Genomic DNA, 24,430 nt, shown 5'->3' with positions numbered 1-24,430 from the left:
TTGAAACGTAAAACACTGACTCAATACCTGGTGGAGCAACAGCGTTCCGCCCAAGCCCTTGCACCGGAAGTGCGACTGCTCATTGAAGTGGTCGCGCGCGCCTGCAAGGCCATCAGCCATGCCGTCAGCAAGGGCGCCTTGGGCGGCGTCCTGGGCAGCCTGGAAAGCGAAAACGTCCAGGGCGAAGTGCAGAAGAAGCTGGACGTGCTGTCCAACGAAATTCTGTTGGAAGCCAACGAATGGGGCGGCCACCTGGCGGCCATGGCCTCGGAAGAGATGGAAACCATCCACCTGATTCCGAACCGCTACCCCAAGGGCGAATACCTGCTGCTGTTCGATCCCCTGGACGGCTCGTCGAACATCGACGTCAACGTCTCCATCGGCACGATTTTCTCGGTGCTGCATGCCCCGCACAACGTGTCGGGCGCGCCCGTCTGCGAACAGGACTTCCTGCAACCGGGCGACAAACAGGTCGTGGCCGGCTATGCCGTCTACGGTCCGCAGACCATGCTGGTGCTGACGATCGGCAATGGCGTCGTGGGCTTCACGCTGGACCGCGAAATGGGATCGTGGGTGTTGACGCACGAGAACATCCGGGTGCCGGAAGACACCAAGGAATTCGCGATCAACATGTCGAACATGCGTCACTGGGCTCCCCCGGTGAAGCGCTACGTCGACGACTGCCTGGCCGGCACGACCGGTCCGTTGGGCAAGGACTTCAACATGCGCTGGATCGCCTCGATGGTGGCGGACGTGCATCGCATCCTGACCCGTGGCGGCATCTTCATGTACCCCTGGGACGCTCGCGAGCCCGGCAAGGCCGGCAAACTGCGCTTGATGTATGAAGCCAATCCGATGAGCTTCCTGGTCGAACAGGCAGGCGGCGCATCGATCAACGGCGAGCAGCGCATTATGGAAATCCAGCCCGACAAGCTGCACCAGCGCGTCAGCGTGATCCTGGGCTCGAAGAACGAAGTCGACCGCGTAGGCCGCTATCACGCGGAAGAAGCGGCGAAGTGATCTCCCGTCGGAATTGAAAAAGCCCCTTGAGTTTCGCTCAAGGGGCTTTTTTTTATCGCGCGCAAGGCGCGCGAACGGTCATTTGACCTCTTCGATGGACTTCACGTCGTCCTTGTTGATTTGGACCTTCTTGCCGTCCTTGTCGTATTCATACATGCCGGACTTCTTGTCGTAAGACGGCGTGTCGGGCGTCACGGTCGAGCTTCCGTCCCGATTCTGAATGACCGAGGGCGACGAGCATCCGGCCAGCACCCCAACTCCGGTCACCACCAGGGCCAACGTCATGGTCTTCAGGTTCATGGGCGTGTTCTCCAAGTGTGAATGGTGAATTCACTGTATCGGCAATCCGGCCCCGAACCCGTGTCGGGTTGTGGTCAAAATGCATGAGAACGTAATTCCAGCGTCCCACATCGTAAAAAAACCCCTCGCAGGCATACCCGGGAGGGGTTCTTCTCGCTTACAGAATGCGCAAGCGGTTACACCATCACACTTTGGCGTTCGCCTCAATGAAACGACGCACGGCGGCTTCGCTGCAATCCATGATTTCCACACGCTGCGGCAGGGATTCCAGGTTGGCGAGGTTGCCCGGCGGCGTGGCCGGACGACCCAGCGCTTCTTCGATGGTTTCCGAGAACTTGGCCGGCAAGGCGGTTTCCAGCACCAGCATAGGCACGCCCGGTTCGATGAATTCGCGCGCGACCTTCACGCCATCGGCCGTGTGCGGGTCCACCAGCACGCCCGTCTCGTCGTAGACGGAACGGATGGTCGCCAAGCGGTCTTCGTGCGAGCTTGCGCCCGACACGAAGCCATAGCGCGATTCGAACTGCGGCTTGAGATCGGACAGATCGAACGAACCATCCTTGGCCAGCGCGGCCCACAAGGCCTTGACGCGAGCGGCGTCGCGGCCCACCAGTTCGAACACGAAGCGTTCGAAGTTGGAGGCACGCGAAATATCCATCGAGGGGCTGGACGTGGCGTAGGTCTGTTCGGCGGGGCGCGGACGATAGATGCCGGTGCGGAAGAACTCTTCCAGCACGTTGTTCTCGTTCGTGGCCAACACCAGCCGGCGCACGGGCAAGCCCATGCCGCGCGCGATGTGGCCCGACAGGATGTTGCCGAAGTTGCCCGACGGCACGGCGAAAGACACTTGCTGGCCCGGCTTGTCGGTGGCGCGCAGCCAGCCGTGGAAGTAGTACACCACCTGGGCGGCGATGCGCGCCCAGTTGATGGAGTTCACGGCGCCCAGACGGTACTTCGTCTTGAATTCCAGGTCGCCGGCCAGCGCCTTGACGATGTCCTGGGCTTCGTCGAACACGCCGCGCACCGCGATGTTGTGGATGTTCTCGTCTTGCAACGAGTACATCTGCGCGCGCTGAAACGCGCTCATGCGGCCATGCGGCGACAGCATGAAGACCGCCACGCCCTGCTTGCCGCGCAGGGCGTATTCGGCTGCCGACCCCGTGTCGCCCGAGGTGGCGCCCACGATGTTCAGCGTGGTGCCGCGCTTGGCCAACACGTATTCGAAGGCCTGCCCCAGGAACTGCATGGCCATGTCCTTGAAGGCCAGCGTCGGCCCTTCGGACAATCCCAGCAGCGACAGGCCGGCGCCCAGCGGACGCAGCGGGACGATGTCTTCGCTATTGAAGATCTCTTGTGTGTAGGCGGCGCGCGTCAGGCGGCGCAGGTCGTCCGCCGGGATGTCGGTGGCAAACCGCGACAGCACTTCGAACGCCAGGTCCGCGTAGGACAGGCCGCGCCAGGATTCCAGCGTCTGCTCGGACACTTGCGGCAGTTGCTCCGGCATGGCCAGACCGCCGTCGGGCGCCAGGCCTTCCAGCAGGATGTCGGAGAACCCCAGGGCATTCATGCCGCCACGGGTAGAGATGTATTTCATGTCAGGTGCTCCACGCGCAATCGGGTGACCTTGGACCGGACGAACGGCAAGGACTCGATGCGCTCAATGGCCTGGTTGACGTTGCCTTCCACGGCCTCGTGCGTCAGGAAAATGATGTCGGCGCCGCCGATGTGTGAAGGCTGCTGGATCATCGATCCGATCGAGATCGAGCGGTCCGCGAGGATGCGCGCAATATCCGCCAGCACGCCGGGCTGATCATCGACGCGCAAGCGAAGATAGTACGACGTGCTGACCAACTCGATCGGCAGGATCGGCGTATCGGACATGGCATCCGGCTGGAACGCCAAATGCGGGACGCGGTTGCCCGGGTCGGCGGTATGCAGCCGGGTGACGTCGACCAGGTCGGCGACGACGGCCGACGCGGTGGGTTCTTCGCCCGCGCCCTGCCCGTAGTACAGCGTGGGGCCGACGGCGTCGCCCTTGACCAGCACCGCGTTCATCGCGCCTTCAACGTTGGCCAGCAGGCGCTCGGACGGCACCAGCGCCGGATGCACGCGCATTTCGATGCCATCGGGACGGCGCTTGGTGATGCCCAGCAGTTTGATGCGGTAGCCCAGGCGTTCGGCGTGCTCGATGTCTTCGGCGGCCAGCTGCGAAATGCCTTCAATGTAGGCCCGGTCGAACTGCACCGGCACGCCAAAGGCCAGCGAGGCCAGCAAGGTCAGCTTGTGCGCGGCATCCACGCCTTCCACATCGAACGTGGGATCGGCTTCGGCGTAGCCCAGGCGCTGGGCTTCGGCCAGCACGTCCGCGAACGGCAGGCCGCGCGAACGCATTTCGGAGAGGATGAAATTGGTGGTGCCGTTGATGATGCCGGCTACCCACTGGATGCGGTTGGCCGTCAGGCCTTCGCGGATCGCCTTGATGATGGGGATGCCGCCGGCGACCGCCGCTTCGAACGTGACCATCACGCCGCGTTCGTAGGCGGCGGCGAAGATCTCGTTGCCATGCTTGGCCAGCAGGGCCTTGTTCGCGGTGACGACATGCTTGCCGTTCGCGATGGCTTCCATCACGAGTTCCAGTGCCAGCGTGTCGCCGCCGATCAGTTCGACGACGATATCGATTTCGGGGTCGCGCACCAGCGCGTGCACGTCGGTGTCGACGAGAATCGAGTCGCCGACGCGGCTGCGCGCCTTGGCTACGTCGCGCACGGCGGCGCGGGTGACTTCAATGCGGCGGCCGGCGCGGCGCGCGATTTCCTCGGCGTTGCGCGACAGCACGGTCCACGTGCCGCCGCCAACCACGCCAAGACCAAGCAGGCCCACTTTCATGGGTTTCATCGCGCCGCCTTCTGCGGGCGGGCGTTGAGGGGAATTCATTTCAGTTCTCCAAATTGCTCACGCAAGAAACAAGTGCGGCCCCTTATCGGGATGCCGCGGATCCGGCTCCGCCGGTCCGCCAGCATGCCCCCTGGGGGGCAGCGCGCAGCGCTACGGGGGGCCCTATTTCAGCAATCCGTCCTTGCGGAACATATCTTTGATGCCGCGCACCGCCTGGCGGGTGCGCTGCTCGTTTTCGATAAGAGCGAAGCGTACGTAATCGTCGCCATACTCGCCGAAGCCGATCCCGGGGGACACGGCCACCTTCGCATCCGACAGGACACGCTTGGCAAATTCCAAAGAGCCCATCGCCCGGTAGGGCTCGGGGATCTGCGCCCAGATATACATGGACGCCTTCGGAATTTCCACATTCCAACCTGCTTCGTGCAGACCGCGCGCAAGCACATCGCGGCGGCTTTGATACTGCGCCACGATCTCGTTCACGCAATCCTGCGGACCGTCCAGGGCAGCGATGGACGCCACCTGGATCGGCGTGAACGTACCGTAGTCGTGATAGCTCTTGATACGCGCCAGCGCGTTGACGAGGTCGCGGTTGCCGACCATGTAGCCGATGCGCCAGCCCGCCATGTTGTAGCTTTTGCTCATGGTGAAGAACTCGACGGCGACATCGCGCGCGCCGGGCACTTGCATGATGGAAGGCGCCACGTAGCCGTCGAAGGTGATGTCGGCGTAGGCCAGGTCGTGCACGACGAGGATGTCGTGTTCCTTGGCCAGCGCCACCACGCGTTCGAAGAACGACAGGTCCACGCATTGGGCGGTCGGGTTGCTGGGGAAGCCCAGCACCATCATTTTAGGCTTCGGGATGGACTCGCGCACGGCGCGTTCCAGTTCCTCGAAAAAATCCACGCCCGGCGTCATGCGCACCGAACGGATGTTGGCGCCGGCGATGACGGCGCCGTAGATGTGGATCGGATAGCTGGGGTTGGGCACCAGCACCGTATCGCCGCGGTCCAGCGTGGCCAGCATCAAGTGGGCCAGGCCTTCTTTGGAGCCGATGGTGACGATGGCTTCGGAGTCTGGATCGAATTCAACCGCGTAGCGGCGCTGATACCAATCGCAGATCGCCTTGCGCAAGCGCGGGATGCCCTTGGACACCGAGTAACCGTGGGTGGTCGGGCGCGTGGTGGCCTCGACCATCTTGTCGACGATGTGCTTGGGCGTGGGGCCGTCCGGATTGCCCATCGACATATCGATGATGTCCTCGCCCCGCCGGCGGGCCGCCATCTTGAGCTCGCCGGTAATGTTGAAAACGTACGGCGGCAAACGCTCGATGCGAGAGAACTTCCTCATGACGGGAATCCTTAGGGGCGAAAGGGGCAAAAACCGGGCGCGGTCGCGCGAAGGGGAAAGGGGCTAAAAGCCACGCCAGCACACGATTGCAGTGCAGCAAAACCCTGTAATCTAGCGCAAGGACGCCTAGGCGGCAAATGGAGGGGAAAAACCCCCATTTCCCGAGTGGATACAGTGCAACATCTGTACATCCTGATGCGCTATTATCAAGCCACAAAGCCGGAGTTTTTATTGAAGCTGCATACCGATCCTGCGACGGCCGCTCTGAACACTGTCACCGCATACGGTGAGGGTTATATCGAGGTCAACCAGGTACGTTTTTCCTCCTCGGTCGCCTTTGGCCCCGAAGGCGAAGTGACCGAATGGCCCGTTGAGTCGCCGGCCGACATTACCTCCCCCCTGTTGCATCAGGCGGCCGGTTTGACCGAGCCCGTCCGCGATCCCATGGCATTCCTGGATGAACCGGAAGCCACGCCCAGCCGCCCGGCCAATGCGCCCGAAGTGCTGCTGGTCGGCACGGGCGCCCGGCAACAGTTCTTGCGCCCCGAAGTGTTGCGTCCCCTGTTGGCCATGGGCATTGGCGTCGAGATCATGGACACGCACGCCGCCTCGCGCACCTACAACATCCTGATGGCGGAGGGCCGCCGCGTTGTGGTCGCCCTCATCCCTCCCAACGGAGATTCCCAGAAATGACGCCCAGTATCGGCAAGCCCGCCCCGCAATTCACCGCTGAAAGCACCATTGGTCCGATCAGCCTTGAACAATGCCAGGGCCGCGCCGTCATCCTGTATTTCTACCCCAAGGACAACACGCCTGGCTGCACGACCGAAAGCCAGGATTTCCGCGACCTGAACGCCGAGTTCCTGGCGGCCAGCGCGGTGGTCATCGGCATCTCGCGCGATTCGTTGAAATCGCACGAGAATTTCAAGGCCAAGTACGAACTTCCTTTCCCTCTCATCGCCGACACCGACGAAACCGTGTGCAATCTGTTCGGTGTCATCAAGCAGAAGAATATGTATGGCAAGCAGGTGCGCGGCATCGAGCGCAGCACCTTTTTGATCGATGCGTATGGCGTGCTGGTGCAGGAGTGGCGCGGGGTGAAGGTCCCGGGCCACGCCAAGGAAGTCCTGCAGGCCGCGAAAAGCATCGGTTAGCCGTACAGGAATACCCGTCAGGCGCTATAGCCGGCCCACCCTGGAGAGTGACGCATATGCCGCTTCCGAAGTTGCCCACCCGCCCCGCAGCCATCCTGACCTTCCCCTCGGGCGAATCCGCCCGGGCGCAGGCCCGCACAACCAAGACCGCCGCTGCGCGGTCCAACACCCAAGCCGTCCTTGCCGACGACGACGAGGACGACATGCTCGTCCAGCCCGAACTCGACGGCATGACGTCCCCGGCACGCAAGGCGCAGATCCCCGCGCCCGCCCGCCAAGTACCGCCCCCCCCTCCTGCCGCCGTCCCCGCCCCCACGCCAGCGCGCGCGGCCGTGGCCAAGACCGCTTCTTCCAAGCGCGGCAAGGCCCGCGCCCAGAACGCGCCGCGCAAGCTGTTCGTGCTGGACACCAACGTGCTGCTGCATGATCCCAGCTCGCTGTTCCGCTTCGAAGAGCACGACATCTTCCTGCCGATGATGACGCTGGAAGAGCTGGACCACCAGAAGAAGGGCATGTCGGAAGTGGCGCGCAACGCGCGCCAGGTCAGCCGTTCGCTGGATGCGCTGGTGCAGGATGCCACGCAGCTGGACGAGGGGCTGGAACTGGCCAAGCTGGGCAACAAGGACGCCACCGGGCGCCTGATGTTCCAGACGACGGCCATCCATAGCACCCTGCCCTCCGACCTGCCGATGGGCAAGGCCGATAACCAGATTCTGGGCGTCGTCCGGGCCTTGCAGGAAAAGTACCCGCAGCGCGAGGTCGTGCTGGTGTCGAAAGACATCAACATGCGCCTGAAGGCGCGCGCGCTGGGCATGGCCGCCGAAGACTACTTCAACGACCACGTCCTGGAAGACTCGGACCTGATGTATTCGGGCGTGATGCAGCTGCCCGAAGACTTCTGGAACAAGCACGGCAAGGACGTAGAGTCCTGGCAGCAAGGCGGCACCACCTTCTACCGCATCCATGGCCCCCTGTGCTCGCAGTTCGTCGTCAACCAGTTCGTCTACTTTGAAGGCCAGATGCCGCTGTACGCGCAGGTGCGCGAAGTCAGCGGCAAAATGGCGGTGCTGGCGACCTTGCGCGATTACACCCACGGCAAGAACAACGTCTGGGGCATCACGGCGCGCAACCGCGAGCAGAATTTCGCCATGAACCTGCTGATGAACCCGGAGTGCGACTTCGTGTCGCTGCTGGGCCAGGCCGGCACGGGCAAGACGCTGCTGGCGCTGGCCGCGGGCATCACGCAGGTGCTGGAGACCAAGCGCTACACCGAAATCATCATGACGCGCGTCACGGTGCCCGTCGGTGAAGACATCGGCTTCCTGCCTGGCACGGAAGAAGAGAAAATGCTGCCGTGGATGGGCGCGCTGGAAGACAACCTGGACGTGCTCAACATGGGCGACGGCGAAGGCAACGGGGACTGGGGGCGCGCCGCCACCATGGACCTGATCCGTTCGCGCATCAAGGTGAAGTCGCTGAACTTCATGCGCGGCCGCACGTTCTTGAACAAGTATCTGATCATCGACGAAGCGCAGAACCTGACGCCCAAGCAGATGAAGACGCTGGTGACCCGCGCGGGCCCTGGCACCAAGGTGATTTGCCTGGGCAACGTCGCCCAGATCGATACGCCGTACCTGACCGAAGGCAGCTCGGGCCTGACGTTCGTCGTCGACCGCTTCAAGGGGTGGCCGCACTCGGGGCACGTCACGCTGCAACGCGGCGAGCGTTCCCGCCTGGCCGACTACGCGGGGGATGTGCTGTAGGATGGGTGCAGCGCGAGACGTTCTCCCTGGAAACAGGAACGCACAACGCGCGTAACCCATCATGTCCAGAAAGAAAAAAAGCGCCTGGCTTGCTATAAGCCAGGCGCTTTTTTTCTTATAGACGATGGGTTACGCGCGCTTGATTTCCGGGTTCTGTTTCAGAAAACTTCGCGCTACACCCATCCTACGCAACGGCGGGGACGGTTACTTGTCGGCCGCGTTGGTAATGGCGTTGCCGGCCCGGGACATATCCTTGCCCATGCCCGCGACGGTATTGCAACCGGCGAGCACGAACCCGAACACGACGAAGGCGGTCACCACGATCTTGCCGCGCATGCTGGAACTCCTGAACAAAAAAAGAAAAGGGTGCCGGATCAGGCGATCTGCACGCGCAGTTCGCCCAGGCCTTCCACGCCGCCGGTGATCACATCGCCCTGCACGACAGCGCCCACGCCTTCGGGGGTGCCGGTGAAGATGATGTCGCCCGGCTGCAATTCGAACAGGCCCGACAGGTACGAGATGCTTTCAGGGATGTTCCACAGCATCTGCGAAATGTCGCTGGACTGCTTGCGCTGGCCGTTCACGTCCAGCCAGATCGCGCCCTTGTCCAGCGTGCCCACGACGCTGCGCGGGTGGATCGGGCCCATCGGGGCGGATTCGTCGAATGCCTTGCCGATTTCCCAGGGGCGGCCCTGCTTCTTCATTTCGCCTTGCAGGTCGCGGCGGGTCATGTCCAGGCCCAGCGCATAGCCCCACACGCATTCGTTGGCTTCTTCGACCGGGATGTTGCGGCCGCCCTTGCCCAGCACCACAACCAGCTCCATCTCGTAGTGCAGGTTGGAGGTCTTGGGCGGGTAGGCCATTTTGCCGGTTTCGCCGTCGGCCACGCTCAGCACGGCATCGGCCGGCTTGCAGAAGAAGAACGGGTCTTCACGGCCGGTGAAACCCATTTCCTTGGCGTGTTCGGCGTAATTGCGGCCAACGCAATATACGCGGCGGACCGGAAACAGCGCGGCGCTGCCGGCGACGGGGACCGCGACGGGCGGCTGGGGGGGTAGTACGTAGTCCATGAGCGATCAACCTATGACAAATACGTGAGGCGGACGGGCTTATCCTGGGCCGGCCCAGATACCGGATATCAAAAAATCATCCGCGAGTTTATCGCTTTCCCGGGCGCAAGGCGCGCCCCATGCACGTTCAGGAAAACGTAGGGATATCCCCATCGAACACCACCAGGCGTTCGATGAAAGCCGCCATGTACGCCTTCATCTCCTGGTGCGCGGCGGACACCTGGTAGCGGTCGTGCGCCGCGCTGTCCGCGAAAGCGGCGACGACCGCATGGGTCAACCCGTCTGCGCGGCTCGCCTGGTTGGGGCGGAACGCATACCCCGACACGCCTTCGCATTCCGCCAGGATCCGGTCGCAATACCCCTGGACCCGCCCGTGGAAATCGGCGTTGGCCGCGGCCGACAGTTGCAACATCACCACATGCAGGAACATCAGGACTCCTTTTTCACGCGGGTCGCGGCCCGCCAGGCGCGCGACACCAACCCCATGATGCCGTCTCGCAACAGCAGCACGCACAAGACAAAAATCGCACCCTGGACAATCAGCACCCAGGACCCCAGCGGCGCCAGGTAGTTCTGCAGCGATACGAAGGTCAGCGCGCCGGCAAGCGGCCCGAACACCGTGCCGATGCCGCCCAGCAGCGCCATCAGCACGACCTCGCCGTTCGCATGCCAGTGCACGTCGGTCAGCGAGGCCACGCCGAACACCAGCACTTTCAGCCCGCCCGCCAGCCCGGCCACGGACGCCGACAGCGTGAACGCGATCAGCTTGTAGCGCGACGTGGAGTAACCCAGCGATCGGGCGCGCTGCTCGTTGTCGCGGACCGATCGGATCACTTCGCCGAATGGTGAGTTCAACACGCGCAGCACAAACGCGTAGCCCAGCGCGAACACGGCCAACGTGAAGTAGTACATCGGCATCACGTTTTCCAGGTCGAATATGCCGAACAGCTTGCCGCGCGGCACGCTTTGCAGGCCGTCCTCGCCCCCCGTGAACCCGGCCTGCACCGCAATGAAATAAACCAGTTGCGACAGCGCCAGCGTGATCATCGCGAAATAGATGCCCTGACGGCGGATGGCAATGGCCCCGAACAGCAGGCCCAGCAGCCCGCCCGTCACCACGCCGGCCAGCAAGCCGAGTTCCGGCGTGGCGCCGAACAGCTTCATGACGATGCCGGTCGCGTAGGCCGCCGCGCCGAAGAACGCCGCATGGCCGAACGACAGCAGGCCCACATAGCCCACCAGCAGGTTGAAAGCCGCCGCGAACAAGGCGAAGCACAGCACCTTCATGAGGAACGTCGGGTAGATGAACCAGGGCGCGATCAGTGCCACCACCGCCAGTGCCGCCATCGACACCCGCATCGCGCGCCGGCTCAACTGCACGGGCTGGCGCGTCGCTTCCGCGGCCAGCACGTTCTGCACTTGCAAGGGCTTGCCGAACAGCCCCGCCGGCTTGCACAACAGCACCAGCACCATGATGATGAAAATCGCCAGGTTGGCGGCCTCGGGGTAGAACACCTTGGTCAGGCCTTCGATGATGCCCAGCCCGAAGCCGCTGACGATGGCGCCCATGATGGAGCCCATGCCGCCAATGACCACCACCGCGAACACGACCACCACCAGGTTCGATCCCATCATCGGGCTGACCTGGTAGATGGGCGCCGCGATCACGCCCGCCACCGATGCCAGCGCCACGCCCAACGCATAGGTCAGCGTGATCAGCAGCGGCACGTTGATGCCGAACGAACGGACGATGGTCGGGTTCTCGGTGGCGGCGCGCAGCATCGCCCCCACGCGCGTCTTTTCAATCAGCACCCAGACGGCCAGGCACAACACCAGCGACACCGCCACGGCCCAGCCGCGATACCAGGGCAAGAACATGAAACCCAGATTGATACCGCCCGTCAGCGCCTTGGGGATGGTGTAGGGCAGGCCCGACACGCCGTAGGCCTGCCGCAGGCCGCCTTCGATCAGCAGGGCGATGCCGAAGGTCAGCAGCAACCCGTACAGATGGTCCATGCGGTAGGTGCGAGAAATCAGCAAGCGCTCCGTCACGATGGCGAACACCGCCATGATCAGGGGCACCAGCACCAGCGCTGCCCAGTAGTTCACGCCCAGGTAGTTCAGCAGCATCCAGGCCAGGAACGCGCCCGCCGTGTACTGCGCGCCATGGGCGAAGTTGATGATGTTCAAGAGGCCGAAAATGACCGCCAGGCCGATCGACAGCAAGGCGTAGAAAGACCCGTTGATCAGGCCAAGCAATAGCTGGCCGAACAGCGCCGTGGACGGCACACCGAAAATTTCGAACACAGGCATTCTCCTTTCAGACGCCCAGGCGGCGCGCGATCCGGGCGGGATCGCGGCGCGCCTCATCCGCCGACAGCTGGTCGACCACGCAGCCGTGTTCCATGACGTAATGGCGGTCCGCCACCTTGGTGGCGAAGCGGAAGTTCTGCTCGACCAGCACGATGGTGAAACCCCGCTCTTTCAAGGTGCGGATGGCCTGCCCGATCTGTTGGACGATGACGGGTGCCAGCCCTTCGGTGGGTTCATCCAGCAGGATCAGTTGGGCGCCCGTGCGCAGGATGCGCGCAATCGCCAGCATCTGCTGTTCGCCGCCGGACAGGTTGCCGCCCGAACTGGCGCTGCGTTCGCGCAGGTTCGGAAACAATGTGTAGATCTCGTCCAGCGACATGCCGCCGGCGGCCAGCCGCGGCGGCAGCATCAGGTTTTCGGTGACGCTCAGGCTGCGGAACACCGCGCGTTCCTCGGGGCAATACACCACGCCCAGCCGCGGAATGCGGTGCGGCGCCATGCCTACCGTTTCTTGCCCGTTCAGCCGGATGGATCCGCGCCGCTTGTCCAGGATGCCCATGATGGCGCGCAACGTCGTCGTCTTGCCTGCCCCGTTGCGGCCCAGGATGGTAACGAGTTCGCCCCGGTTTACATCGATGTCCACGCCATGCAGCACATGGGACTCGCCATACCAGGCGTTGAGGTCTTTGATTGCCAGCATCTCAGTGCGCCTCCTCGTCGGAGCCCATGTAGGCCGTGATGACCCTTTCGTCTTGCGAGACTGCCGCGTAGTCGCCCTGCGCCAGCACCGCGCCGCGCGCGAGCACGGTGATGGTGTCGGACAGGTCGGCCACCACCGACAGGTTGTGCTCGACCATGAGGATGCTTCGGTTCACCGATACCCGCCGGATCAGGGCGGCGATGCGCGCGACGTCTTCCTGGCCCAGCCCCGCCATGGGCTCGTCCAGCAGCATGACCTCGGGTTCCAGCGCCAGCGTCATGGCGATTTCCAACGCGCGCTTGCGGCCATAGGGCAGCAACGCGGCGGTGGTGTCCGCCAGCGGCGCCAGACCGACCGCGTCCAGCAACTCCATGGCGCGGCCGTTCAGGCGATCGACGCTTCGGCGGCTGCGCCAGAAGCGCAGCCCGTCGCCGTGCTGGCGCATCAGGGCCACGCGCATGTTCTGCAATACGGTCAACCCCAGGAAGACGGCGGAAATCTGGAATGAACGGACGATGCCCAGCCGCGCGATCTGTTCCGGCGCCAGCGACGTGATGTCGCGGCCGCGGTAGTGGATGACGCCGGCGTCCGGCGCCAGGAATTTGGTCAGCAGGTTGAAGCAGGTGGTCTTGCCGGCGCCGTTGGGGCCAATCAGTGCGTGGATGGAGCCTTCTTGCAGGGCGAGGGTCACGCCGTCCACGGCATTGAAGCCGCCGAACCGCTTGACCAGCCCCTGCGCGGACAGAACCGCTTGGGTGCTCATGGCGGCGCTCCTACATGCGGGCCAACAGGCCGCCGTCGATCGCCAGGACATGCCCGTTGACGAACGACGCGCCCGGCGAGGCCAGGTAGACCACCGCGGGCGCAATGTCGTCGGGCGCGGCCCAGCGCCCGGTCGGCACGGCGGTGGACAGGAACGACTGGAACTGCGGATTGTCCTGCAGCCCTTGCGTGAAATCCGTGCGGACAAACCCCGGCGCAAGCGCGTTGCACGTCACGCCGCTGGCGCCGTATTCCACGGCCAACGCCCGCGCGAACGCGGCGATGGCGCCCTTGGCCGTCGCGTAGGCGGCGATGTTCGGCATGGTCGCCTGCCCCGCCACGGACGACATCAGGATGATGCGGCCAAAGCCGCGCCGGCCCATCCCAGGCAGGACGGCGCGGGCGCAATGGAAGGCGCCGTTGACATGCACGTTCTGCAGCGCCTGCCACTCGGCGGGGCTCATCTCGACCACCGGTTTGCGATTCTGGTTGCCGGCGTTGCTGACCAGCACGTCGATGGCGATTCCAGCGGCCTCCAATTGCGCGACAGCGGCGGCCACCGCCGCCCCGTCGGCCACGTCGAAGGCGGCGCCGCGGGCCTTGATGCCATCCATCGCCAGCTGGGCGCAGGCGGCATCGCAGGCCTCGGTCGACAGGTCGTTGACCACGACCTCCGCGCCGGCCATTCCCAGGCCCCGCGCGATGGCGAAGCCCAATCCCCTGGCGGCTCCCGTCACCAGCGCGACGCGCCCTGCCAGACCGAACGTCTGGTCCAGATAGTCGTGTTTCAAGCTTGTCTCCTTGTCTTATATGCACCGGATCTCTGGGTCCGGCCTGTGTCGCTTTGCTTTCTGGATGCAAAAACAAAGTTGACATCAATCTCAATATACGCGACTATTTTTAAACACTCAATAACAAGATTTTTACTTTATCTTCAATAACGAGTCACGGCTAGGAGACAAACCATGGCCCTCGAAACCCCCGGCTGCCCTGCGGCCAATGCGCTGCCGCCGCTGGCCTCGCGCTTCCTGAAAGTCGCCGACCTGCCTTGGAAACCCACCCAGGTGGAAGGCATCGAGATGAAGGTGCTGATGCAGGACAAAGAGTCCGGCCTGCTCACCGCCCTCTTCCGCTGGCAGCCCGGCACCGAACTGCCGCTGCATGAACATGTGGAGGTCGAGCAGACCTACGTGCTGGAGGGGTCCATCGTGGATGCCGAAGGCGAAGTGTGCGCGGGCGACTACGTCTGGCGTCCGCGCGGTAACCAGCACGTGGCGCGCGCGCCCAACGGCGCGCTGGTGCTGAGCTTTTTCCTGAAACCCAACTTGTTTATCGACGCCTACGCCGGCCAGACGCTGGAGTAGACCGGAACGTCCCGCATGACCCCGCGCGACCGCCCGGCACAGGGTGGCGCGCAAAGAACCAAGCCCCCGAGGAGACACCCCATGAAGACCCGAATCAAGAACAGCCTTGCCGCCTGCGTGCTGGGCACCCTTTCCCTGTCCGCCCAGGCGCAGGTGTCGGACGATGTCGTGAAGATCGGCGTGCTGGGCGACCAGTCCGGCATGATGGCCGACCTGTCCGGCAAGTTCGGCGTGGAAGCCGTGAAGATGGCCGTCGAGGATTTCGGCGGCAACGTGCTGGGCAAGCCCATCGAAGTGATTTCGGCCGACCACCAGAACAAGGTGGATATCGGCGTATCGGTCGCCCGACGCTGGTACGAGAACGACAAAGTGGACTTGATCCTGGACGTGCCGAACTCGGCCATCGCGCTGGCGGTGCAAGACCTGACCCGGCAAAAGAAGCGCATCGTGATCTTCACCAGCGCGGGGTCGGCGGACCTGACGGGCAAGGCCTGCTCGCCCAACGGCATGCACTGGACGTATGACACCTACGCCTATGCCACCGGCGTGGCCAACGGGGTAATGCAGGACGGCGGCAAGAGCTGGTACTTCATCACGTCCGACTACGCCTTCGGCCATTCGCTGGAACGCGACGCGATGGCGGTGGTGAAGGCCAACGGCGGCCAGGTGATCGGCAGCGTGCGCCACCCCATCGCCAGTTCGGACTTCTCGTCGTTCCTGCTGCAAGCGCAGGCCTCCAAGGCGCAGGTGATCGGCCTGGCCAATGGCAGCGGCGACACCATCAACAGCATCAAGCAGGCGTTCGAATTCGGCATCATGGGCAGCAAGCAGCGTGTCGCCGCGCTCTTCATGAGTATCGTGGACGTCCGCAGCGTGGGGTTGGAATACGCACAGGGCCTGAATCTGGTTGAACCGTTCTATTGGGATCAGGACGATAAGGCGCGGCAATGGTCCGAGCGCTACTTCAAGCGCACTGGCCGCATGCCTTCGATGGTGCAGGCCAGCAACTACAGCGCCACCATGCATTATCTGAACGCCGTCAAAGCCGCGGGCACTGATGAGTCCGACGCCGTGCTGAAGAAAATGCACGACACGCCCATCAATGACTTCATGACCGAAAACGGCCGCATCCGCGAAGACGGTCGGGTAATGCGCGACCTGTACCTGTTCCAGGTGAAGAAACCGTCGGAGTCCAAGCGCGACTGGGACTACTACAACCTGGTGCGCAAGATCCCGGCCGAGCAGGCGTTCCGACCGCTGAAGGACGGCGGCTGCTCGCTGGTGAAGTCGTGATGGACGGCGCGCTTGGCCTCTTGGCCGGCAAGCGCGCCGTGGTCACGGGGGGCGCCAACCCCCGTGGCATCGGCGCGGCCGTCGTCGACCTGTTCCTGGCCCAGGGCGCGACCGTGGCGGTGCTGGACCAGGCCTATCCCGAACGCGCAGGCGCCGGGCTGGCCGATGGCCGCGTGGACGTGCATTGCGACGTGTCGCGGGCCGCATCGTGCGAAGCGGCCCTGGCGCAAGCCACGCAAGCGCTGGGCGGCGTCGATGTGCTGGTCAACAACGCGGGCATCGTCGCCGCGACCCGCATCTGGGACCTGGCCGAGGACGAATTCCGCCGCATGATCGACGTGAACCTGACCGGCACGTACAACGTCACGCACGCAGCCTTGCCGGCCTTGCTGGAAAGCACCCGGCGGCCGGCCATCGTGAACCTGGGGTCCACCGCCGCGCTGCGCGGCGGCGGCCTGCTGGGCGGGTCACACTACGCAGCCTCCAAGGGCGGGGTCATCAGTTTCACCAAGGCGCTGGCGCGCGAGCTTGGCCCGCGTGGCGTGCGCGCCAATTGCGTGGCCCCGGGCATTATCGAAACCGACATGACGCAGGGAAAATTCGGCGAAAATTGGGAACAAGAACTCAAACAGGGCATTCCGCTGCAACGCTTTGGCCTACCCGCCGACGTCGCGCAGGCCATTCTTTTCCTGGCTTCGGACCTGTCCTCCTACTCAACCGGCATCGTGGTCGACGTCAACGGCGGCTTCCACATTCACTAGGCATTTCCAGAAGCAATGAGCACTCCCGACCGCATGCTGTCCATCCTCGACCTCTTTCGCGACGGCACCACCGCAGCGTTCCAGGAAGACGTCATGGCGCATCTGGAATGTTCGCGCGCAACCGCCTACCGATACTTGAAATCACTGACCGAAAGCGGTCTGCTCGCGCCCACCGCGGGCGGCGCCTATGTGCTGGGATCGCGCATCATCGAACTGGACCGGCACCTGCGCCAGCATGATCCGCTGATGCGCGCCGCGCGCGACGTCATGCGCGCCACGGGGGATGAACTTCACGCCAATTTAATGCTGTGCAGCTACTACGGCGACAAGGTCTTGTGCGTGGACCGCTATTGGACGGACAACTCCATCGAATCCAGCTATGCGCGCGGCCGGCCTTTCCCGATGTTTCGCGGCGCCACCGCCAAACCCATCCTGGCCAACCTGCCGCCCTATCAGCTGCGCAACCTGATGCTGTGGCATGCGGCCGAAATCCGCGAGGCCGGGCTGGGGGACGACTGGGACGCCTTCAGGGCAAACCTGAAGCGGCTGCGCACGGCCGGCGTGTGCGTCTCGCACGGCGAGGTCGACCGCGGCCTGATGGGGATCGGCGCGGCAATATTCAGCGCGGAACAAAAGGTCGTGGGCAGCCTGGTGTTCATCGCATCGCAAGCGCACACCCCGCCCGAACGCCTGGACCTCCTGCAGGCGCGCATCCAGGTCGCCGCCGCCGAGGTGTCCCGGAACTTGCAGGCCCCGCAAAGCAACGGCGCGGCGGCGATCGGCATCATGCCGTCGCGGCCGCGCCGCATCAAAGCGCCGGCCGGTTCAGCACCGGCACGGCCTAAAGCCTGATCAGGCCTTGTTGTAGCGTTCCACGCTGTTCACGATTTCCTCGTGAGCGGCGTCGACGCCCTTCCAGCCCTTAACCTTGACCCACTTGCCCTTCTCGAGATCTTTGTAGTGCTCGAAGAAGTGCTGGATGCGCGCGACGTCTTCGGTCGGCAGATCTTCGTAGGACTTGATGTTGCGGTACGGGGGGTACAGCTTTTCGATCGGCACAGCCAGCAGCTTGGCATCGCCGCCCGATTCGTCGTCCATTTCCAGCACGCCAATGGCGCGGCAGCGCACGACGGCGCCGATCTGGATCGGGAACGGGGTCAGCACCAGCACGTCGGCGGGGTCGCCGTCGTCGGACAAGGTCTGGGGGATATAGCCGTAGTTGCACGGATAGTGCATGGCCGTCAGCATGAAGCGGTCAACGAAAATCGCACCCGTCTCTTTGTCGACCTCGTACTTGACCGGGTCGGCGTTCATGGGGATTTCGATGATGACGTTGAAGTCTTCCGGCAGCTTCTTGCCAGGGGAGACGCGATCAAGACTCATGATTCAACCTTGTTGAGTGTCTGAAGAAATGTTCAAAGCGAGCCGTCGTCCTTGAACGGCGGCTTGGTGGCCGGCACCGGCGCCGGCGCGGTGGCGGGCGCAGGCTTCGGGCTGGCCGGAGGGGCCGGCGAGTACGTCGGCACGGGCTCATCGAAAGCCGCGGCCGGAATCGGGGCGCTGTCGAAGTACTCGTCGATGTCGGACGTGCCGCCAGCCAGCGGCGCGTCTTCCGGCGCCAGCGCGCGGTCGCGCTGGTATTTGTTGACGCGCGCATCCGGATCCAGCACGTAGTCGGAGGCCGATGCCGCCACCGAAGGCGGCAGCGCCGGATAGTCGCCACCAATCTCGGCATCGCCGTCAGTGTCCGACAGACCCACCGCGTAGCCGCCTTCGGCGTCCACCCGGTAAGGGTCGGATCCCGTGTCCGCGGCAGGCAGCGCGGCATCCGCCGCCAGCACCGGCAGCGCCATGCTGGCCGCCGTGGCCAGGCGCCAGTGGCGCACCGCATCCGCGGGACGTTCCAGGCGGTCATACAGGCTGCCCAGCAGCGCATGCGTCTGCGCATCGCTGCGGCGGCTGAGACTGCGCAACAGGTAGCGTTCGGCCTGCCCCCACAATTGGCCGTTCAGGCAGAGCATGCCCAACGCGGTCAGCAGGTCGGGATCGGTCGGGCGCTGCTGCAGCCAGGTTTCAGCGCGGGCCAGGCGGCGCGATACCTGCTCGGCTTCGCAGCGGGCATAGGCCGCCACCAGCGTCGGATTGAACTTCACGGCCACGGCGGCTTCCAGCACGCGAGCGGCTTCGTTGGCTTCGCCCGCCGCGTCGAAAGCGGCCGCACCGGCCAACGCGATATCGGGCAGCAGGCGTTCTTCGGCCTTCAGGTCTTTCCAGATGGCGCGCCAGGCATCGCTATTGGCCGTCGCGCGCAAACGCGCCGCGCCGGAAGCGTCGATCAGTTGGTCGGCTTCGCTGCGCGCCAAGGCATTGCGGCGTACCAGGCCGCGCGCCAGCGTGAAGACCTGCTCGTTGTGTTGCAGCGCGGTGTGCGCGCGCAACAGCAGGCGCATGGTGTGCAGGTGGCGGGCGCCGCCGTCGGCCAGCGGCGCCAGCACCGCCAATGCGCGCTCGGCGCGGCCTTGATCCAGCAACATGTCGGCCGAAACCGTGGCCGTGGCTTCCACCAGGCCGGGTTCGGTACCGGCATGTTCTTGCGCGGTGGCCAGCAGGCGGTCGCGGCGGTCGAATTCACCCAGGCCATGCGCAGCACGCGCGGCGGACAGGGCCGCCAGCACGCGACGGGTCTTGACCTTGGTCTGCTCAAGCAGTTTGGTCAAGTCCTTTTCAGCATGGGTGTAGCGGCCTTCCAGCAAGCCGATCCAGCCGCGCTCCAGCAACTCGTGGTCGCGCGCCTGAGCGCGTTTGCCACGCCAGACGCGAAGGCGGTCGGGGATGGCCAGCAGCCACGCCAGCAGGCGCAGACCGATGTGCAGCACGATGAACGCCGCGACGATCAGCAGGACAGCCAACGTCAGCGACATCCCGATGCGCCACGGCCAGACCAGCAACAGCACGTTGCCGGAATGCGATCGCAACACCACCGCCAGGGCGACGGCGATGACGGCAAGCAGCAGAGTCCAGAACCAGGTACGCATAAGGCTCAGTCCTGCCCGCTAGTCTTGAAACCCGCGGCGCGCAAAGCTGCCACGGCGTTCAGGCTGTCGGCCACGTCCGGCATGCGCACGGCGATGTCGGTCTGCGCCAGCTCGCGCGCCAGCGTCAGGGCGGCAACGGTGTCGGGGGAACGGTTGTCGAAGTACTTGGCCAGCGTGACGCCGACATTGTCGAGTTCGCTCTTCCAGACGGCGGGCTGGCGCATCAGCATGGCCAGTTGCACGGTCAGCAGGCGCTGGCGCAGCGTGCCGCGCACCTGGTCGGCCTGTTCGGGTGACAGCAGCAAGGCGGCGGGTTCGTCCACACGCTGAATGGTGATCAGGCCGCCCAACTCTTGCGCCAGCGCGGAACCCGCGCGGCCCGGCCACGACACCACTTCGGCGCGCCAACGCTGCCACCACGGGGCATCGGCCGGCAGGCCTGCCTGGGGATCGACCACCGGCGCGGGCGCCACGGCCGGGCTGCTTTCGCCAGCGGCAGCCACACCGGGAGCGACCGTATCCGGCACCAGCAAGGGGGCCTTGCCAACCAGCGAAACCAGACGCTCGATGCGGGCCGATTGGGCCGGGATATCGACGGTAGAGACGGCGCGCAAGCGGTCCAGGTCGCCGTTGATGGCCTGTTGCAGGCTGGAGAAGCGGGGACGGTCGGCACGGGCCAGGCGCGATTGCGCGGTTTCCAGCGCGACGATCGCGTTGGACACGTTGCCGGCCAGGCGCAATTGCTGATTCGCGATGGTCAGCAGGCGTTCGATGTCGTTGGCCAGGAGTTCATCGCTGGCGCCGTCGTTGAAGTTCTGCCAGGCCAGTTGCAGCGCGTTGTATTGGCTTTGGGTTTCGCGCACGGTGTCTTCGAGTTCACCCACGCGGCCGGCCTGGGCCTGCGCCAGCGCCAAGGCCTCGCGCGTGTCCTTGCGGGCTTGCGCCACATCAGCCGTCAGCGTGTCGATGCGCGACGCAACCTCGCGCCCGGCGGACACGAACTGCGTGCGCTGCTTCCACAGCGCATACCCCAGGCCAGCGGCCAGCAGGATGACGATTATCAGGGCGGTGACCAATGGGCCACTGCCGCGCTTGGCCGGACGGGCCTTGACGGGATCGGCCGGGGCCGATGCGGGCGTGCTTGCGCCCGGGGCGGCCGTAGGAACGACCGGATCGGTAGCGGGAGTCTTGTCTGTCATGACGCGATTGTATTCGGTGTCTGTCCGATGCAACGAATCAAGCAGCAACAAAAGCCTGGAAAATCGACTCGTCGTTGGGTAAGCAGATTTTTACCATTGCCGATGGCGTATCGCCATGACCGCCTACGGGCACGCGACGCGCCAGCGAGGGGTGCGTCAGCACGAAGCGGCATCCCGCCCACCAGGAAGCCAGGCCCGCGGCGTCCAGGCCGGCGCGCACGACGTCCGCGCCTTCGCCGCTGGTGATGAGCCATGTGGCGCTGACGCCGGCATCCGCCCAGTGCCGCAGCGCCGCCAACTGCGCCGCGCCCCAGTTGGCGGGACGGCGCAGATAGGCCGCGTGGCGCGTGACCGCCGCGCCATGCGCCTCAAGCCGGTCTCCCAGCCAGTCCCGGCCCTGGGTGCCGCGCACCAGCAGCACGCGGGCCGGTAGCTGCGGCAAGCCGCAAAGCACCTGCCACAAGGCTTCGGAATCATGGCTGGGCGCATCCTCGCCGGGATGCAGGACTGTTGTATTCATGCCAAAGCCGGGCGACTCGCGCAGCCCCTGGGCGCTGGCGGGCCCGACGGTGGCGGCCACCGTGCCGGCTGGCCAGACGGACGGCCCGTCCGCACGGCGCAGCTGGTCCAGGTACTGCTTGCCTGCATTGCCGCTGACGAACACGACCATGTCGAAGTCGACCGGCCGCGGTAGGTCCGCGGCGGCAACGTCCAACGGCTGGATTTCAAGGGCAGGAAGAATGCAGGCGGACCAGCCGGCGTCGTTCAGACGGCCGGCCAGCGCTTCGTTTCGGCCCGCGGGCCGTGTCAGGACAGCGACTCGCGGCGGCGTGGACATCAGTCCGGCCGGGCGTCGGCTTGCAGCAGTTCCTGGAGGATGGCGGCTGCGCCGGCATCCAGCAGCGCTTGCGCGGCTGCGACACCCAGGGCTTCGGCGTCGGCCACCGGACCGCTACGGGCCGTGTGGACCATGCGCGTGCCATCGGGCGAAGCCACCAGTGCGCGCAGTGACAGCGTGTCGTCCGAGATCTCGGCGAAAGCCGCCAACGGCACCTGGCAGGAACCGCCCAGCTTGCGGGACACCGCCCGCTCGGCCAGCACGCAGGAGGTGGTGGCGGCGCTGATCAACGGCGCCAGCCACGCGCGCATGTCATCGCGGTCATCGCGGATTTCGATGCCCAGCGCGCCCTGCCCGGCTGCCGGCAGGCTGTCGGCCGGGTCCAGCAGGCTGCTGATGCGCCCGCCCAATCCCAAGCGTTCCAGCCCGGCGGCCGCAAGCACGATGGCGTCGTATTCGCCCTTATCCAGCTTGCCCAGACGCGTGTCCAGGTTGCCGCGCAGCGGCTTGACCACCAAGGCCGGGTAGCGCGCGCGGATCTGCGATTCGCGGCGCAGGCTGGACGTGCCCACCACCGCGCCCGCTGGCAGGTCTGCCAGCGTCGCATAGCGGTTGGACACGAAGGCATCGCGCGGATCCGCGCGATCAAGGACGGCGCAAAGCTCGAACGGGGCTTGCAGATCCACCGGCACGTCCTTCAAGGAGTGCACGGCGAGATCGGCGCGCCCGTCGAGCAGCGCGTTTTCGAGTTCCTTGACGAACAGTCCTTTGCCGCCCACCTTGGACAGGGTGCGGTCGAGGATCTGGTCGCCCCGGGTCGTCAGGGTAAGAAGCTCAACCGCGCACGCCGGGTACAGCGTGCGCAGCCGGTCGCGCACATGCTCGGCTTGCCACAGGGCAAGCCGGCTGGCGCGGGTCGCGATGACCAGGCGTTGCGGAAGAGACACGTGACGTCATCAAACGAAATTAGAGACGATGACCGTCGCGACTACCCCGAGGATGGCCAGCACGAAAAGGCCCTGAAGGAGGCTCAGGCCCGATTCGGATTGCTGGGGATCAACGGATCTACGCAGACTCATGGGATTCCTTGGAAGCGATTTTGCGGCTTGCCAGCCACCGTCCAAGGACAACAACGAGCAAGGCGCCGATAATTTCAGCGGCGATTTTAACCGTAGTGGGCTGAACACCGAATTGACGTTCGACAATAACGTCGGTAATCAGCATGCCACCAGCGATCCAGCCCAGCAAGGCGGCGCCAAACGTCACCACCAACGGGTACTTGTCGATCAGCTTGAGGACCAGCGTGCTGCCCCAGATGATGATCGGCACGCTGACGATCAGGCCGAAGGCGACCAGGCCGATTTGATGGTCGGCATGGGCGTTCTGGGCTGCGCCAGCGATGGCGATCACGTTGTCCAGGCTCATCACGAAGTCGGCGATGATGATGGTCTTGATGGCCGCGGCGATGGATGTCCCACCCTTCACGTTGCCATGCGCATCGTCTTCAGGGACAAGGAGCTTGACGCCGATCCAGACGAGCAGCAGGCCGCCAACGACTTTCAGGAACGGGATCGACAGCAGCGTCAGTGCGAAAGCGATCAGCACGACACGCAGGATGATGGCGCCCGCGGTACCCCACAGGATGCCCTGCATGCGCTGTTTGGGAGCCAGATTACGGCAAGCCAGCGCGATCACGACGGCGTTGTCGCCGCCCAGCAGGATGTCGATGAGGATGATCTGGAATACCGCTGCCCAACTCAGCGTCTGGAAAAACTCAAGCACTATAGAACCCCCGAAGGCATTTATATGAAAAGAAAGGCCGGTCCCGAGCCGGCCATCCCGCCGTGCCATGCACGGCAGGATCATTCAAAACAACTGATTATTGTAATTCAGCTTTCAGTCAGCTTTCTGGCGCATCAGCAAAACTTTACCAATTGCCAGCACCAGCACCGCACCCAGCGCGCCCGTCATCAGCTCGAAGCTGTGATGCGTAACGCCCAATGCCGCGTCAATGCGCGCCACCGGTTCCTGCAGGGCGGGATCGCCCACCAGCAATTCGCCTGCGATGAAGCCCAGCAACGCCGCCCCGACCCAGACAATGAGCGGGAAACGTTCGATGACCTTCAGAAGCAGCGTGCTGCCGAAGATGACCAAAGGGATGCTGATGGCCAAGCCCAAAACCAGCAAGGTCGTGTCGCCCATCGCGGCGGCGGCAACCGCCACCACGTTGTCCAGGCTCATGACCAAGTCGGCAATCATGATAGTGCGAATTGCGGTCAGCAGATTGCCTTGCGTCTTGCCCGCGCCGTCTTCGTCGCCTTCCGGCATCAGCAGCGTCACGCCGATGTAGACCAGAAGCAACGCGCCGATCAACTTGAGCCACGGCAGCAGCAGCAATTTGGCTGCCACCAGGGTCAGCACGATACGCATGATGATCGCGGCGGCCGAACCGATCGTGATCGCTTTCTTCTGTTGGGCCGGGGGCAACGAACGCGCCGCCAGCGCAATCACCACGGCGTTGTCGCCTGATAGCAGGATGTTGACCCAAATGATCTGGAGCAGCGCTATCCAGAATGCCGCTGAACTGAGTTCCATGCCTCTCTTTCCTAGGTG

At 64.5% G+C, this 24,430-nt stretch carries 26 protein-coding genes; 8 read left to right on the top strand and 18 right to left on the bottom strand.

The features are described from left to right. On the top strand, nt 1–1,020 hold the full coding sequence (locus tag ACI0FO_RS04270; RefSeq protein WP_416024345.1) for a class 1 fructose-bisphosphatase: 1,020 nt from the start codon (nt 1–3) through the stop codon (nt 1,018–1,020). A 78-nt stretch (nt 1,021–1,098) separates the two neighbouring features. Here ACI0FO_RS04270 and ACI0FO_RS04265 read toward each other — a convergent pair whose 3' ends face one another. The 4 genes from ACI0FO_RS04265 to alaC all read right to left on the bottom strand — a co-directional run bounded on the left by ACI0FO_RS04265 (nt 1,099) and on the right by alaC (nt 5,565). Continuing rightward, entirely contained in the window at nt 1,099–1,320 is a 222-nt protein-coding gene (locus ACI0FO_RS04265; protein ID WP_105558436.1) for a YgdI/YgdR family lipoprotein, read from the bottom strand. A 184-nt stretch (nt 1,321–1,504) separates the two neighbouring features. Beyond that, entirely contained in the window at nt 1,505–2,914 is a 1,410-nt protein-coding gene (gene thrC / locus ACI0FO_RS04260; RefSeq protein ID WP_416024343.1) for a threonine synthase, read from the bottom strand. Continuing rightward, nucleotides 2,911–4,215 (bottom strand): homoserine dehydrogenase, encoded by a 1,305-nt coding sequence (locus ACI0FO_RS04255; protein ID WP_310033193.1) that lies wholly within the window; start codon nt 4,213–4,215, stop codon nt 2,911–2,913. Before ACI0FO_RS04255 ends, thrC begins: the two co-directional genes overlap by 4 nt. 162 nt (nt 4,216–4,377) lie before the next feature. Continuing rightward, nucleotides 4,378–5,565 (bottom strand): alanine transaminase, encoded by a 1,188-nt coding sequence (gene alaC / locus ACI0FO_RS04250; protein ID WP_416024341.1) that lies wholly within the window; start codon nt 5,563–5,565, stop codon nt 4,378–4,380. A 231-nt stretch (nt 5,566–5,796) separates the two neighbouring features. Between alaC and ACI0FO_RS04245 the strand changes: the two genes are divergently transcribed. From ACI0FO_RS04245 to ACI0FO_RS04235, 3 genes are read left to right on the top strand one after another with little or no spacing between them, the layout of a single operon-like run. After that, complete coding sequence (locus tag ACI0FO_RS04245) at nt 5,797–6,258, top strand: Mth938-like domain-containing protein (RefSeq protein WP_105558550.1); 462 nt, start codon at nt 5,797–5,799, stop codon at nt 6,256–6,258. Next, nucleotides 6,255–6,719, top strand: a complete 465-nt coding sequence (locus tag ACI0FO_RS04240; RefSeq protein WP_105558433.1) for a peroxiredoxin — start codon at nt 6,255–6,257, stop codon at nt 6,717–6,719. The genes ACI0FO_RS04245 and ACI0FO_RS04240 overlap by 4 nt, the downstream gene beginning before the upstream one ends. Before the next feature lie 56 nt (nt 6,720–6,775). Next, a complete protein-coding gene (locus ACI0FO_RS04235) occupies nt 6,776–8,482 on the top strand; it encodes a PhoH family protein (RefSeq protein WP_416024338.1) in 1,707 nt (568 codons plus the stop codon). Between the two features lie 204 nt (nt 8,483–8,686). Here ACI0FO_RS04235 and ACI0FO_RS04230 read toward each other — a convergent pair whose 3' ends face one another. The 7 genes from ACI0FO_RS04230 to ACI0FO_RS04200 all read right to left on the bottom strand — a co-directional run bounded on the left by ACI0FO_RS04230 (nt 8,687) and on the right by ACI0FO_RS04200 (nt 14,118). Next, nucleotides 8,687–8,818 (bottom strand): entericidin A/B family lipoprotein, encoded by a 132-nt coding sequence (locus ACI0FO_RS04230; protein WP_313624465.1) that lies wholly within the window; start codon nt 8,816–8,818, stop codon nt 8,687–8,689. Nucleotides 8,819–8,856: 38 nt separating this feature from the next. After that, nucleotides 8,857–9,552 (bottom strand): fumarylacetoacetate hydrolase family protein, encoded by a 696-nt coding sequence (locus ACI0FO_RS04225; protein WP_006224995.1) that lies wholly within the window; start codon nt 9,550–9,552, stop codon nt 8,857–8,859. 127 nt (nt 9,553–9,679) lie between these two features. Next, entirely contained in the window at nt 9,680–9,982 is a 303-nt protein-coding gene (locus ACI0FO_RS04220) for a Dabb family protein (protein ID WP_416024335.1), read from the bottom strand. After that, nucleotides 9,982–11,859, bottom strand: coding sequence for an ABC transporter permease (locus tag ACI0FO_RS04215; RefSeq protein ID WP_416024333.1), 1,878 nt, complete (start codon nt 11,857–11,859; stop codon nt 9,982–9,984). Before ACI0FO_RS04215 ends, ACI0FO_RS04220 begins: the two co-directional genes overlap by 1 nt. 13 nt (nt 11,860–11,872) lie before the next feature. Then, a complete protein-coding gene (locus ACI0FO_RS04210) occupies nt 11,873–12,565 on the bottom strand; it encodes an ABC transporter ATP-binding protein (RefSeq protein WP_105554851.1) in 693 nt (230 codons plus the stop codon). Between the two features lies 1 nt (nt 12,566). After that, nucleotides 12,567–13,328: an ABC transporter ATP-binding protein gene (locus ACI0FO_RS04205; protein WP_313464022.1), complete on the bottom strand. Its 762-nt coding sequence runs from the start codon at nt 13,326–13,328 to the stop codon at nt 12,567–12,569. A gap of 10 nt (nt 13,329–13,338) precedes the next feature. Continuing rightward, nucleotides 13,339–14,118, bottom strand: coding sequence for an SDR family NAD(P)-dependent oxidoreductase (locus ACI0FO_RS04200; RefSeq protein ID WP_416024330.1), 780 nt, complete (start codon nt 14,116–14,118; stop codon nt 13,339–13,341). A gap of 174 nt (nt 14,119–14,292) precedes the next feature. Here ACI0FO_RS04200 and ACI0FO_RS04195 point away from each other — a divergent pair, with 174 nt between their 5' ends. From ACI0FO_RS04195 to ACI0FO_RS04180, 4 genes are all read left to right on the top strand, one after another. Beyond that, nucleotides 14,293–14,691: a cupin domain-containing protein gene (locus ACI0FO_RS04195; RefSeq protein WP_006225001.1), complete on the top strand. Its 399-nt coding sequence runs from the start codon at nt 14,293–14,295 to the stop codon at nt 14,689–14,691. 81 nt (nt 14,692–14,772) lie between these two features. Next, a complete protein-coding gene (locus ACI0FO_RS04190) occupies nt 14,773–15,984 on the top strand; it encodes an ABC transporter substrate-binding protein (RefSeq protein ID WP_416024329.1) in 1,212 nt (403 codons plus the stop codon). Then, nucleotides 15,984–16,745 carry an SDR family oxidoreductase gene (locus ACI0FO_RS04185; RefSeq protein WP_416024327.1) on the top strand — a complete coding sequence of 254 codons (762 nt, stop codon included), beginning with the start codon at nt 15,984–15,986 and terminating at the stop codon, nt 16,743–16,745. The genes ACI0FO_RS04190 and ACI0FO_RS04185 overlap by 1 nt, the downstream gene beginning before the upstream one ends. A 15-nt stretch (nt 16,746–16,760) precedes the next feature. Further along, a complete protein-coding gene (locus ACI0FO_RS04180; protein WP_416024325.1) occupies nt 16,761–17,597 on the top strand; it encodes an IclR family transcriptional regulator in 837 nt (278 codons plus the stop codon). Here ACI0FO_RS04180 and ppa read toward each other — a convergent pair whose 3' ends face one another. From ppa to ACI0FO_RS04145, 7 genes are all read right to left on the bottom strand, one after another. After that, nucleotides 17,598–18,128, bottom strand: coding sequence for an inorganic diphosphatase (gene ppa / locus ACI0FO_RS04175; protein ID WP_006225005.1), 531 nt, complete (start codon nt 18,126–18,128; stop codon nt 17,598–17,600). A 32-nt stretch (nt 18,129–18,160) separates the two neighbouring features. Then, complete coding sequence (locus ACI0FO_RS04170; protein WP_416024322.1) at nt 18,161–19,780, bottom strand: heme biosynthesis HemY N-terminal domain-containing protein; 1,620 nt, start codon at nt 19,778–19,780, stop codon at nt 18,161–18,163. Nucleotides 19,781–19,785: 5 nt separating this feature from the next. After that, complete coding sequence (locus tag ACI0FO_RS04165) at nt 19,786–20,979, bottom strand: uroporphyrinogen-III C-methyltransferase (RefSeq protein ID WP_416024320.1); 1,194 nt, start codon at nt 20,977–20,979, stop codon at nt 19,786–19,788. 37 nt (nt 20,980–21,016) lie between these two features. Beyond that, on the bottom strand, nt 21,017–21,817 hold the full coding sequence (locus ACI0FO_RS04160; RefSeq protein ID WP_416024318.1) for a uroporphyrinogen-III synthase: 801 nt from the start codon (nt 21,815–21,817) through the stop codon (nt 21,017–21,019). Further along, nucleotides 21,817–22,764 (bottom strand): hydroxymethylbilane synthase, encoded by a 948-nt coding sequence (gene hemC / locus ACI0FO_RS04155; protein WP_416024316.1) that lies wholly within the window; start codon nt 22,762–22,764, stop codon nt 21,817–21,819. Before hemC ends, ACI0FO_RS04160 begins: the two co-directional genes overlap by 1 nt. A 118-nt stretch (nt 22,765–22,882) precedes the next feature. Beyond that, nucleotides 22,883–23,599 carry a TerC family protein gene (locus ACI0FO_RS04150; RefSeq protein WP_416024314.1) on the bottom strand — a complete coding sequence of 239 codons (717 nt, stop codon included), beginning with the start codon at nt 23,597–23,599 and terminating at the stop codon, nt 22,883–22,885. A gap of 114 nt (nt 23,600–23,713) precedes the next feature. Beyond that, nucleotides 23,714–24,412: a TerC family protein gene (locus tag ACI0FO_RS04145; protein ID WP_105554861.1), complete on the bottom strand. Its 699-nt coding sequence runs from the start codon at nt 24,410–24,412 to the stop codon at nt 23,714–23,716. Nucleotides 24,413–24,430 lie beyond the last annotated feature (18 nt).

The sequence above is a fragment of the Achromobacter marplatensis genome (assembly GCF_049060505.1).
GTDB lineage: Bacteria > Pseudomonadota > Gammaproteobacteria > Burkholderiales > Burkholderiaceae_B > Achromobacter > Achromobacter marplatensis_A.
This window is presented reverse-complemented; position numbering and strand designations above follow the sequence as displayed.